General features: G+C 43.0%; 15 protein-coding genes. 5 read left to right on the top strand and 10 right to left on the bottom strand.

Translation table 11 applies throughout. The features are described 5' to 3' along the window. Positions 1 to 22: 22 nt before the first annotated feature. Entirely contained in the window at positions 23 to 388 is a 366-nt protein-coding gene (locus ACYFDN_RS02820) for a cupin domain-containing protein (RefSeq protein ID WP_483509932.1), read from the top strand. Positions 389 to 445: 57 nt separating this feature from the next. Continuing rightward, the gene (locus ACYFDN_RS02815; RefSeq protein ID WP_483509931.1) at positions 446 to 829 is read left to right on the top strand and encodes a nuclear transport factor 2 family protein; all 384 of its coding nucleotides are present in this window, start codon (positions 446 to 448) and stop codon (positions 827 to 829) included. Positions 830 to 898: 69 nt separating this feature from the next. On the opposite strand, the gene ACYFDN_RS02810 is transcribed toward ACYFDN_RS02815, so the two are convergent. Next, positions 899 to 1,060, bottom strand: a complete 162-nt coding sequence (locus ACYFDN_RS02810) for a hypothetical protein (RefSeq protein ID WP_483509930.1) — start codon at positions 1,058 to 1,060, stop codon at positions 899 to 901. A gap of 99 nt (positions 1,061 to 1,159) precedes the next feature. Then, positions 1,160 to 2,170: a 2-hydroxyacid dehydrogenase gene (locus ACYFDN_RS02805; RefSeq protein ID WP_016401791.1), complete on the bottom strand. Its 1,011-nt coding sequence runs from the start codon at positions 2,168 to 2,170 to the stop codon at positions 1,160 to 1,162. 92 nt (positions 2,171 to 2,262) lie between these two features. Between ACYFDN_RS02805 and ACYFDN_RS02800 the strand changes: the two genes are divergently transcribed. The 3 genes from ACYFDN_RS02800 to katG all read left to right on the top strand — a co-directional run bounded on the left by ACYFDN_RS02800 (position 2,263) and on the right by katG (position 6,050). Beyond that, positions 2,263 to 2,679, top strand: a complete 417-nt coding sequence (locus tag ACYFDN_RS02800; RefSeq protein WP_221074188.1) for a CidA/LrgA family protein — start codon at positions 2,263 to 2,265, stop codon at positions 2,677 to 2,679. Next, complete coding sequence (locus ACYFDN_RS02795) at positions 2,679 to 3,356, top strand: LrgB family protein (RefSeq protein WP_016401789.1); 678 nt, start codon at positions 2,679 to 2,681, stop codon at positions 3,354 to 3,356. Before ACYFDN_RS02800 ends, ACYFDN_RS02795 begins: the two co-directional genes overlap by 1 nt. Before the next feature lie 528 nt (positions 3,357 to 3,884). Next, positions 3,885 to 6,050, top strand: a complete 2,166-nt coding sequence (katG, locus tag ACYFDN_RS02790) for a catalase/peroxidase HPI (protein WP_483509929.1) — start codon at positions 3,885 to 3,887, stop codon at positions 6,048 to 6,050. A 62-nt stretch (positions 6,051 to 6,112) separates the two neighbouring features. Here katG and ACYFDN_RS02785 read toward each other — a convergent pair whose 3' ends face one another. From ACYFDN_RS02785 to trhP, 8 genes are all read right to left on the bottom strand, one after another. After that, positions 6,113 to 6,574, bottom strand: a complete 462-nt coding sequence (locus ACYFDN_RS02785; RefSeq protein ID WP_483509928.1) for an N-acetyltransferase family protein — start codon at positions 6,572 to 6,574, stop codon at positions 6,113 to 6,115. 106 nt (positions 6,575 to 6,680) lie between these two features. Next, positions 6,681 to 7,082, bottom strand: a complete 402-nt coding sequence (locus ACYFDN_RS02780; RefSeq protein WP_040307154.1) for a hypothetical protein — start codon at positions 7,080 to 7,082, stop codon at positions 6,681 to 6,683. Positions 7,083 to 7,178: 96 nt separating this feature from the next. Beyond that, positions 7,179 to 8,249, bottom strand: coding sequence for a hypothetical protein (locus tag ACYFDN_RS02775; protein ID WP_016401787.1), 1,071 nt, complete (start codon positions 8,247 to 8,249; stop codon positions 7,179 to 7,181). A 122-nt stretch (positions 8,250 to 8,371) separates the two neighbouring features. After that, the gene (locus tag ACYFDN_RS02770; protein ID WP_215426396.1) at positions 8,372 to 8,779 is read right to left on the bottom strand and encodes a hypothetical protein; all 408 of its coding nucleotides are present in this window, start codon (positions 8,777 to 8,779) and stop codon (positions 8,372 to 8,374) included. A gap of 138 nt (positions 8,780 to 8,917) precedes the next feature. Next, the gene (locus tag ACYFDN_RS02765) at positions 8,918 to 9,598 is read right to left on the bottom strand and encodes a hypothetical protein (protein ID WP_483509927.1); all 681 of its coding nucleotides are present in this window, start codon (positions 9,596 to 9,598) and stop codon (positions 8,918 to 8,920) included. A 123-nt stretch (positions 9,599 to 9,721) separates the two neighbouring features. Next, the gene (locus tag ACYFDN_RS02760; protein ID WP_483509926.1) at positions 9,722 to 10,189 is read right to left on the bottom strand and encodes a hypothetical protein; all 468 of its coding nucleotides are present in this window, start codon (positions 10,187 to 10,189) and stop codon (positions 9,722 to 9,724) included. Positions 10,190 to 10,527: 338 nt separating this feature from the next. Continuing rightward, a complete protein-coding gene (locus tag ACYFDN_RS02755; RefSeq protein ID WP_152781432.1) occupies positions 10,528 to 10,800 on the bottom strand; it encodes a YfhL family 4Fe-4S dicluster ferredoxin in 273 nt (90 codons plus the stop codon). Between the two features lie 2 nt (positions 10,801 to 10,802). Beyond that, the gene (gene trhP, locus ACYFDN_RS02750) at positions 10,803 to 12,170 is read right to left on the bottom strand and encodes a prephenate-dependent tRNA uridine(34) hydroxylase TrhP (RefSeq protein ID WP_016401781.1); all 1,368 of its coding nucleotides are present in this window, start codon (positions 12,168 to 12,170) and stop codon (positions 10,803 to 10,805) included. Positions 12,171 to 12,258: the final 88 nt, after the last annotated feature.

The following is a 12,258-nucleotide window of genomic DNA, read 5'->3' as shown; positions in this document are numbered from 1 at the left end:
TACTTAGTTGTTAAGGATGCTAATGAAAACCACCGCGCAATACTGGAATGTATTAGCTACAAACAATGCTAACCAATGGGAAGAGATAGAAGGCAGTGATGGGCAGTTACATCAGCTTACCCTAGCCATAGATAACAGCACCTGTGACTATACACGCCTAACTCGCTTTAAAGCTGGAGCAAATACCAAAGCCTTTGGCGCTAAATCACATACTTATCCAGAGGAGATCTACATTATCTCTGGCCGTTTGTATGACGCGGCGTTTGACCTTTGGTTAGAGGCTGGTCATTACGCCAGTCGACCACCAGGCGAGGTTCATGGACCATTTAAGTGTGAGCAAGAGTGTTTGGTGTTAGAAATTTCTTACCCAAGCCAAGCGTTAAGCTAATGCTGGCTAGTTTGTTCTACTATTGAGATAACATCACTTGATTGCTTGGGAGAAAATATGGGCAGCCAGTTAAAGCAGAATAAAGCTAATGCCGTGGCATTTTATCAAATGGCTTATTTGGGTGAGCCAGCCAAGGCGGTAAAAATGTATGTTGGAGATGAATACATTCAGCATAACCCTTTAGTTAAAAATGGCTTGCAAGGTTTTATAGACTACTTCGATGAAATGCAGCGCGACTATCCCAGCAAACAAATTAAGTTTCTACGCTGTATCGCCGAAGGTGACATGGTGGCGTTACATACTCACCAAATTTGGCCGGGAAATGATCAATACGTCACCATGGATTTTTTCCGCTTTGATGAGAATGGCAAAATTGTAGAGCATTGGGACAGCATACAAGAAGTGCCAGAAGGCAGTGCTAATGGCAATAGTATGTTCTAGTCAAAAGGGAGCTGCATTGGGTATAAAGCCGACTTAAGGTCGGCTTTATTGTTTATGGGAGCAGAAGAGTTAAAAGTACTTTATCCAAGCTTTGTTGCTACTGTGCTTATAGCGTGAGAACGCGCGAGTAGGCAGGTACAACACAACAGCTAATACCGCAGTTAATAACCATACTTGCCAAAGCGCGGCGAAGCCAAACAAACCGTCTACATTGGGACCAATGGTCCACATAACCAACTTATAACCAATGTGCACTCTAAGTCTAAAAAGGCAGCATTTTTATGCTGCCTTTAGTTTATGGTTTGTTTTGGTATTTCACCAAAATCTAGATTAGCTGTTGTCTACCACTTCAGCGGTTACTTCATTGCCGTTACGTTGCCCTTGGCTAAATGCATTAGCGTTTAGCAAGGTAGTATCAGCAATGCTTTGCAAGGCCTCTTGGGTTAAAAAGGCTTGGTGGCCAGTGAAGATAACGTTGTGACAAGCTGACAAACGGCGGAACACGTCATCCAAAATGACTTCGGCGGATAAATCTTCAAAGAACAATTCTTTTTCATGTTCATACACATCCAAAGCTAAGCCGCCTAATGTCCCGTCTTTTAGTGCTTCAATACAGGCCGTAGAATCTACCAGTTTGCCGCGGCTGGTGTTGATTAGCAAAGTGCCTTTTTTCATCTGACTAAAGGCCGATTTACCAATTAAGTAAGTATTCTCTGGGGTAAGCGGGCAGTGCAAGGTAATGATGTTTGATTGCGCCAGTAGCTCTGCCATGCTTACGTACTCTATGCCTAGCTCTTTAGCTGCGTCATTTGGGTAAGGGTCAAAAGCAATTACTCGGCAACCAAAACCCTTGAGTATGCGGGCGGTGGCTAAGCCGATTTTCCCGGTGCCTATTACTCCAGCGGTTTTACCAAAAATGTTCATGCCGGTTAAACCTTCTAACGAGAAGTTGGCATCACGGGTGCGTTGGTAAGCTTTGTGAATACGACGGTTTAAGGTCATCATCAACGCGATAGCGTGTTCGGCCACCGCTTCGGGTGAGTAAGCCGGTACGCGTGAAACGGTAATGCCTAGTTGCTCTGCTTTGGCGAGGTCTACATTGTTAAAGCCTGCACAACGTAACAGTATAAGTTGGATCCCGTGTTCGGCTAAGGCTTCCAAAGTTGCGGCAGACAAGTCGTCATTTACAAAGGCACATACCGCATCAGCGCCATGGGCTAAGCGGGCAGTTTTTGCCGAGAGGGCAGTATCGAAATACTCGATGCTAAAAGCTGAAGATGTATTTTGGGCATCAAAATGTTCGCGGTCGTAGCGCTTAGCGCTGAAAAAACTAATCTTCATAGCGTCTCCTAAAACAATGTTAGCTAACGATAGCTTGTTTTGTAATTTTATTACATAATAGCGTCATTGAATAACAAAAGTCGACAAGAGTTATGAGAAAGTTTCAGAAATCAGTTGTTCTAGAAATGGCCTCTGGATTAGCGGTGATTTACGCTGCTTTGTGGGCTGGTCGTTGGTTAAGCGAAATTAGCGGAAACCTTCTCCCTGCAAGCATTGTGGGTATGCTGCTGTTAACTATAGCCTTACAGTTTCGCTGGATTAAACTGGCTTGGGTAGAGCGAACTGCTAATCAATTTGTCCGCTGGATGTCACTTTTGTTTGTACCTATTAGTATTGGCTTAGTAGAGCATATTGAAACTTTATTACAGGCTTTACCTGCAATGTTGCTTACTTGTGCTTTGGCGACGCTGATTTTGCTGGTAGTGGTTGGTAAAGCTTACCAACACTGGGAGCACAAGCACGAGCTTAAGGCTACTCAGCCACAATCCGTAGACGGGGAGGCAAAATAATGGTGAATTTTCTTTACCTGCCGCTAACCATTGGATTGTTCATTGCTGCAAAACATCTGCAACAACGTTTTTCGGTTACCTGGCTTAATCCCGTTCTAATTACCTTGAGCATATTGGTGGTTAGTTTGTTGGCATTAGACATCTCTTTTGACGATTACAATCAATATAGTGGGTGGCTAAGTAAGCTACTAGAACCAGCAGTGGTTGCCTTAGGTGTTCCTTTATATAAGCAGTTATACGATATAAAAGCAGAACTACCACGCATTGCTATTACCATTGTTGTTGCGGCTGTTGTGGCTATTGCTACTACAGTTGGCTTGGCGCTGGTGGTTGGGGCATCGCCTGAAATCGCGGCGTCTTTAGCACCTAAATCAGTTACTACGCCTATTGCGGTGCTAATTAGTGAACAAGTGGCAGGTGAGCCCGCATTAACGGCTATTGCTGTACTGATAACTGGCTTAGTGGGTGCGGTAGTAGGGATACCGGTACTTAAATTATGTGGTGTGCACTCGAGCAAAGCACAAGGTATTGCCATGGGCACGGCCTGTCACGCTTTGGGGACTGCTCGCATTGCTGAAGAGGGGCATCAGCAAGGTGCTTATGGCGCCTTAGCTTTAGTGCTCAGTGCCACTTTTAGTGCAATGCTTTGTCCGCTTATTGTGCCGTTGTTTGCCTGAATTTAATCTTACTCAATCCTTAAAGCTTGATGTATTAGCTTGATGTCTACACTAGCTCAGTGAATATCTTGTTCCCGATTAAGCAACATAGATACGTTGCTTGATTTACTATTAGCTATAAGTTTAAGCCTGATAGCCCTGTTGTTTCAGTCTAACTTCCAGTCACTCACCTAGTTTCTAGCGTTAAGTTACTAGCGTTAAGCTTACCCAGCGTGTTGGCAAGTTTAGGCATATTCTAAACTGCCTCAGTTGCTTAAGTTTTGGTCTAAAGTTGTTGTTTCTGCGCTCTAATTACTCACCACAAAGTAAAGTTTTGTAAAGTTCTTAGTTCTTCGTAATTGTCTTGGGTTAAAACGTCAAATAACCTTATTTTTTTTATGGTTACTGTCGCTTATTGCTGCGATAGTTTATACAAATTGGCTAGCTCAACGATAAGGTTATACGCTTTATCTTGAGTCGAAAATTAGTCTACGGCTTTTGGTAAAGCCGATACAAAAACAATGTAAACGCGATAATTAAGGAATGAATATGAGCAACGATAGTTCTGCTGGAAAGTGCCCAGTAATGCATGGTGGAGCAACTACACCACAAGCGGCAAATATGAATTGGTGGCCCAAGTCACTGAACCTAGATATTCTTCATCAGCATGATACTAAAACCAACCCTTTTGGTGAGGCATTTAGTTATCGCGAAGCGCTCAAAACCCTTGATGTAGAAGCCTTAAAAAAAGACTTAAAAGCCTTAATGACCGACAGCCAAGACTGGTGGCCAGCAGATTGGGGACATTATGGTGGTTTGATGATTCGTATGGCTTGGCACTCGGCAGGAACCTATCGTGTTGCCGATGGCCGCGGTGGCGGTGCTAGTGGTAGCCAGCGTTTTGCACCGTTAAATTCTTGGCCAGATAATGCCAATTTAGATAAGGCGCGTCGCTTATTATGGCCAATCAAGAAGAAATACGGCAACAAGCTTAGCTGGGCCGACTTAATGCTGTTAGCTGGTAATATGGCTTATGAATCAATGGGCTTAGAAACCTTTGGTTTTGCTTTCGGGCGCGAAGATGTTTGGCACCCAGAAAAAGACATTTATTGGGGTGCTGAAAAAGAATGGCTAGCAGAAAGTGGCGGAGAAGGGTCGCGTTACTCCGGTGAACGTGATTTGGAAAACCCATTGGCTGCAGTAATGATGGGTTTGATCTACGTAAACCCAGAAGGCGTAGATGGTAAGCCTGACCCACTTAAAACCGCTCAAGATATGCGTACAACCTTTGCACGTATGGCAATGAACGACGAAGAAACTGTTGCCTTAACTGCTGGTGGTCATACCGTAGGTAAGTGTCACGGTAATGGCGACGCTTCTTTATTGGGTGCAGAGCCAGAAGGCGCGGGCATTGAAGAACAAGGCTTAGGTTGGAATAACCATAGCAAGCGTGGCATCGGCAGAGATACCGTTACTAGCGGTATCGAAGGTGCTTGGACTACCCATCCAACCCAATGGGATAACGGCTATTTTGAGTTGCTGTTTGGTTATGAATGGCAATTATCAAAAAGCCCTGCAGGCGCTGTTCAATGGGAACCTGTAGATATTAAAGAGCAAGACAAACCTACCGATGTTGAAGATCCAAGTGTTCGTTATAACCCAGTAATGACCGACGCGGATATGGCGCTTAAAGTAGACCCAGAGTATCGCAAGATTTCTGAGCGCTTTAAGAATGACCCAGAGTACTTCTCTAAAACCTTTGCGCGAGCTTGGTTCAAATTAACCCATCGCGACATGGGGCCTAAGTCTGTTTATGTCGGGCCAGATATTCCAGCCGAAGACCTTATTTGGCAAGATCCTATCCCAGCAGGATCAACATCTTATGATGTAGATGCAGTAAAACAACGCATTGCTGCTAGCGGCCTAAGCGTAGCTGAATTGGTGACTATCGCATGGGATAGTGCCCGTACTTATCGTGGCTCTGATAAACGTGGTGGAGCCAATGGGGCGCGGATCCGCCTAGCTCCGCAAAAGGATTGGCAAGCTAACGAGCCAGAAAAACTGGCTAAAGTATTAAGTGTATTGGAAGCGATTGCTGCAGATACAGGTGCAAGCCTTGCCGATGTAATTGTACTTGCTGGTAATGTGGGTGTTGAACAAGCCGTTAAAGCAGCGGGTTTAAACTTAGCTGTACCGTTTACGGCTGGCCGAGGTGATGCAAGCCAAGAGATGACCGACGTGGAGTCTTTTGAAGTATTGGAGCCACAAGCAGACGGTTTTCGTAACTACTTGCCGAAGTACTATGTGGTTACCGCAGAAGAGTTACTGCTCGACCGCGCTCAGTTAATGGGCTTAAGTGCGCCAGAAATGACCGTGCTAATTGGTGGTTTGCGAGTATTAGGCACCAATTATGCGGGTTCTGAAGCGGGAGTGTTTACCGACAAGGTTGGCACACTAAGCAATGATTTCTTCGTAAACCTTACCGATATGGCTAACACCTGGAAGCCAACTGGCAGAAACTCTTACGACATTTGTGAGCGTGTTAGTGGAGAAGTTAAATGGACAGCAACACGGGTTGATTTGGTGTTCGGTTCTAACTCGGTATTACGTTCTTATGCTGAGTTCTATGCTCAAGACGACAATAAAGAAAGGTTCGCCAAAGACTTTATTGCCGCTTGGACTAAAGTAATGAATGCAGATCGCTTCGATGTATAAGCGCAAGCTATAACTAACCAAAGGGCTCCTTGTGGAGCCCTTTTTATTTGATGTGTACCGTCCTAAACAAGTTCATATAAAACATCGGGAACGTTCTCTTCGTTCGCCGAGCCATCACTAAATTCAATCGCTTCAAACCCTTGCTTTTCATAAAATAGTCTCGCTGCTCGATTTTCCTGAAAAGTATATAGTCTGCATGGTCTACCAACTCGAGTTAATGCTTCTCGTAAAAGAGCCGTACCGATCCCTTTTCTAACCTCAGAAGGCTTGAGGTACAAGTTGTCAATCCAGTCAACTTCCTCCGCTTCTGATAGGGAACACATACCAACTAAATTACCGTCTACTTCAGCCACAAGCACTCTACCACTGGGTATCAGCTGTTCCTTAATCCAAGAATGTACTTCTTCGTCAGAGTGGACAACTGGCGCAAAAGCAACCAGTTCTTTACGAGACTCAAGATAAATAGCAGCCGTATCATTAGCATCGCCCGATTTGGCTGTACGAACTTCTATTGATTTCGACATGATTTTACCTGGCTGTAACCCCGCAAGCACGGGCAAAGGCCTGCGGCTTGCCGCATTGTGGCCTTTGTTCTTGAGGAACGTAGCGACGAGTTAGTGACTTGCATTGTTATACATCTCGAAGGGCTAACTTCCCATTTGTGAGCTTTTGAAGCTTTTTGGCTACCCTAGCTGATACGATTAGTTGCTTGAATAAATGCTCTGTATAAAAGTCATTGGAAATTATTATTACTTTATAGCCAATAAATTCTCTTTTTATTGATAACTCAAGATCATTTATATCAAGCAGTAAACTAAAACTTGGAAAACCCCCTATGATTCCTAACTGCTCTTTTCCGACAATAAAATGTACAGGTTGAGAATCCCAGTCAACTCGAACAAAGCCAAAAAACTTTTTGCCGACCAGGTCGCCTAAAGCATCGTATTTCGGACGTTTGGGAGTGTTTAGATACAAGGGCACAAAAGCCACAACCAACCCAATCAATGCCAAAAAAGGTACAACGTAGTCCAAAATTCAACCTCAGTCGTGTAACGTTTCAATAACCGGCACAGTTTTGCTGCGTCCGGCACCGAGGGTGCGAAGTTGATTGACTTGTTACATGCCGTTTCATGATTTTGCTGACTTTATTAGCTTTCCTATTTGCTCTACACCATCAAAAGTAGAGGGCAAGTTTCCATCCTCAGTAACAATTCCAGAAAATATAATGTTCTCAAATTTCGCCAATGACTCTGAGTCTTGCTTCTTGATTTCACTGGAGTATTCAGAGTAATGTTGAATAAACCTACAAAGAGTCTTTCGTAAATCAATTTGCAATAGCTGAGATTTTACTGATTTATAGTTAAAGAGTAACACCCTGAAATAGTAAATCGCGATAGCAGCCAAGGATAGTGTTGGAAATATAGAAACGATTAGCCCATCTTTAATAGCTGCTATGTTGTCGATATTTTTATAAATTATTATAAGCTCTGCCAATACTGGTAAAACTACAAGTGCAGATAATACCTTAAGCCAAAAGAGTATATTGTCTCGCTCATCAGATTTTTCCTTTGCTAGATCATCGAAACCTTGAAAGAGACCGACGAAATTAAAACCGTTTTCATACTCTGAAAGGGATTCCTTTAGCTTATTTACTCTAGTTTCTTTATCTACAATATCTTTTTCCCACTCTTTTTTTAGTTCTTCAGCTTTTGCAGAAATAGAATTGAAATCTTTAATGCTCTCTATCGAGTCACTATTCGCAATTGATTTGAATATACTGATTGGCATGTCACGGATTGCAAATTCAATTTGCTCCTTCGCGTGACTCTCAAACAAACCCACATTATTGAAAACAAAACGTCTAGCAGACTCAAATTCCATAGCGAGGTCATTCTTCATTGAAAGGTATAATTCAAATAGAAACCTAAAACACATTGAGCAAATATCATCTAGCCTTTCCTTTGACAGTTTCTGTTCTTCATCTGAAAGTCGGCTAATGAATTGATCCCCTATCCATTCAATGTTTATCTGGCAAAGATTATCCCATTGCTCTGGCTTATTCTCCATTGAGCTGACAACCAATCGAATCAGACTGTTTCTTTGTTTTCCAAAATCATCATCGGGAACAAGCACATCTACCTTGTGTTTAAATTTAGATAGAACAGTCTTGCTCTGGTTTGTATCAAATATAACCTTCATTCAATCTCCGTACAGTGAGCTTTAGGCATGTAACGCCCGCATAACGGGCTAATAAAGCTTGGCTACAATTGGTGAGGCTCGAACCAAGCCAAGCTTTATTAGTCCATGCGTTGATGCGTTTGTTATATTTCAACTTTATACGCAACGTATTCAATAACGGTGTTCGCATCCAGAATAGTAAGGTAGCGCATAAATTGCTGGTTAACTTCTAATAATTCATATACTTTTGGCGAATCTTTATTTGCACCGTTTATAGACTCATATTTTGTTAAGATATTTTGCTCACATTTCCAGTAACCTATTTCAGTATCCTGTGTAACTTCGCCTTGGTACTTAGTCGTAAAAGTAACTGAAGAGCTGCCATCTCGTTGGTAGGTAGATACCCAAGATTCATGAGCATTAATGTCAGGGTATGACTTTTCCCCTTTCCAGCTACCGATTAGGTTTGGGCATAAATCTGCTTTATTTGTTGCAACCCCAAACACTGAAGAGCACTGAAGTATTGTAATTAGTAGTAATGCTATTCTCAAAGCACTCTCCGTTGAAATATAACGCCCGCTTCAGCGGGGCCGAATGCGGAGCGGTTTTGGTGTTATTGTTTGAGCACAGCGAGTAACGCCAAAATTGCGTAGTATTTGGCCTCGGCTGCAAGCGTTTGTTCTATTGTGTTACCCACAAAGGTAGGCTACCTCTACCCTATCACCACAGTAAAATGCAGAGTCATCTTTTTTCGAAAACTCTATGCCTTTTTCAGTAGTAACATCCAGTCTCTGAGAATCTTTCCACACTGCGCTAACTTGTGCACCCTCTTTACTGAAGTAAAAAACTGAACCACCACCAGAACCCCACATCATTAGCGCAGACGTATGGATATATTTACCATCGCTAAATTCTTCAGTAACCGTAAAGACTTTCTGATTGTCAGGCGCGACAAGCTCAACTAATTTATTGACACGAAAGTCATGCTTTGTCTTCTTACGTCTTTTCTTCGTTTTCTTTTCACATGAAATTTCTTCGAGAAACGAATTCAGTGCAATTTTCCGGTTCTGTATATCGTCTTTACTAGCCCCCAGCTCTTCCCAGAGCTTTAAATCACTTCCACTCTTTATTATGGATAGGACTTTTTCATATACGCTTTGTTCTAGACTCTTTGTCTCCCACTGCGCGTAAGCCAGTGCAAACCAAGAGCTATTTGAATCTTCAAAGTCGTTGAAATATTCGGAGAGCGACTCCTTTATCTCTGAGCTAGCGTGCTCTGGGCTCGCGCCATTGTTATAGATATCAAAGAATCCATCATAAACATCAGCGAATGAATCACTATCTTTGATATTTACACCCCATACTCCCACTACGATTCATCTCCAAGTTTCGTTAGCAATAGAACGCCCGCATAACGGGCTAATAAAGTTTGGCTAAAATTGGTGAGGCACGAACCAAGCCAAACTTTATTAGTCCATGCGTTGATGCGTTTGTTATGTTTCTAGTAACACACCAAGTTTTTTATAATACATTGATATCAACATCCATCTCTGATCACCATATTCATCAAATTGATCACGCCAATCGGGACAACTATCTAAATATTTATCATCAACACAACTTAAAAAAGCATCTATTGAATCTGCAGTGAATTGAACACCAAATGGTTTGAAGTGTTCTTTATAGCTTTTAATTACAGATATAGATTGAAGATCCCCTGCTAATTTTAGAATTGATTCAAGCTCATCGAGTAAATGCATTGAATAAGTAAAAAAGTGATCCCACCCTTGCATATCTGCGATAGATTCAAAATAGCTTGTTACAAAAATAGGTCTTTCTATTTCGTGTAACGACTTTTCATTTACTAGCCCTTTTTCAACTATTTCATCGATGTTTAATTTACGCATAATCCCAAAGAAACATAACAGTTTATTAATAGGAAAATTTCCTTGTTTAAACACGGAATTTTTCCTCTTATCATACATTTGATAAAACCAAGGCTATCATCTTTCCTACGCTACATCAGCCACCTAGCTCGAAAAATAACAAAAACATCAGCATGAAAGTATGCAATCACATGTAGAAAGTAGGAATCACAGGTTCCTGTATATCATTACAGTGTTTTTTACCCAGCCAAAGATAGAAAAATCATGGGCAGATAGGTGGGTTAGTTCAGCTTTTTAATACGTAAAGGGTTAGAAACGTGGAAGTGAGTCTATTGTCTGCCATGTGTAGTTGATAAACAAAAGCCGCAGTTTGTGGCTGCGGCTTGTTAGTTTTAGCATCGTGCTTTAAAGCGCTAAGCGGAGCCTTTGGCAATTAGCATGTCGCCATGCAAGGCAACAAACTTATCGTAAAGTTGCTCTTCGCTTTCTTTATGCGCTGGGTCTACGGCAATGCAGTCAATCGGGCAAACATCAATGCAAGTAGGGCGGTCGTAATGGCCTTTGCATTCGGTGCAGCGCTCTGGATCAATGACTGTGATAATGCCGTCGTAAGAGATAGCCTGATTAGGGCACTCTGGTTCGCACATATCACAGTTGATGCATTTTTTGCTGATTAGCAAGGCCATGTTTAAGCCTTAACTTCTGCAGCTTGATGCGGGTTGCGGGTATCTTGGCCAGATTGAAGATTGCGCATTATAAGTGCGTGCTCTAAATCTACATTTTCTGGCACTGGTAAAAATACCGTATGGCCGCTGCCTTTAGCATCGTCAATTAGCTCACCTTTTTTGTTCTCTAGGTGCTCTAGTTTGAAGTTAAGGTTACCTTGTGGCGTCATTAGCTCCAGCGTATCACCCAGTACAAATTTGTTTTTAACGGTGATTTCGGCAAGGCCTGCTTGGTTGCGTCCTGCCACTTCACCCACAAATTGTTGGGTATCGCTTACCGAGTAACCATAGTCGTAGTTTTGGTACTCATCATGGGTATGGCGGCGTAAGAATCCCTCGGTATAACCGCGGTGGGCTAGGTTTTCCAAGGTACCCATTAGGCTTGGGTCAAAGGGTTTGCCAGCTACTGCATCGTTAATTGCTTGGCGATACACTTGAGCTGTACGCGCACAGTAGTAGAAAGACTTAGTACGGCCTTCAATTTTAAGTGAGTGCACACCCATTTTAGTTAAGCGCTCTACGTGTTGAATAGCACGTAAGTCTTTTGAGTTCATGATGTAAGTGCCGTGCTCATCTTCAAAGGCTGGCATGTACTCGTTAGGGCGGCCTTGCTCTTGCAATAAGAATACTTGGTCGCTCGGCGCGCCTGCACCCAAGGTAGGTTCAACCACTTGCGGTTGGGCAGCGATAATATCGCCCACTTCGTTTTCTTTGGCTTCGTGCGCGTTGTATTTCCAGCGGCACGAGTTAGTGCAAGTCCCTTGGTTTGGGTCGCGCTTATTAATGTAGCCCGACAGCAAACAGCGGCCAGAGTAGGCCATGCATAATGCGCCATGTACAAACACTTCAAGTTCCATTTCTGGCACTTGCATACGAATTTCTTCGATTTCGTCTAGCGATAGCTCGCGTGACAAAATCACTCGCTCTACACCTTGTTGCTGCCAAAATTTAACCGTAGCCCAGTTAATTGCGTTGGCTTGAACCGATAAATGAATAGTTTGATCGGGGAAGGCTTCGCGCACCATCATAATCATGCCTGGGTCAGACATAATCAAGGCGTCTGGCTTCATGGCAATCACTGGCTCAATATCGCGCAGGTAGGTTTTTAACTTAGCGTTATGCGGGGCAATATTGCTTACCACGTAGAGTTTTTTATCTTGTGCATGCGCTTCGTTAATCGCTAGTGCAAGATTCTCGTGGTTAAACTCGTTATTACGTACACGTAAAGAGTAACGAGGTTGGCCCGCGTATACCGCGTCGGCGCCATAGGCAAAGGCATAACGCATATTTTTTAGGGTGCCAGCAGGTGACAGTAGTTCAGGTGTAAACATCAAAGCTCCGGGTCTTAGTCGAATCATTGAGGAAGGCTGCGAGCAGCACAATAAGGGCGCGCATTTTACGCGTAGCGAGCGGGGCTTG

Source organism: Agarivorans sp. D1326 (genome assembly GCF_056958115.1).
The sequence above is the reverse complement of the archived record's forward strand: the minus strand, read 5'-3'. Positions and strand labels throughout refer to the sequence as shown.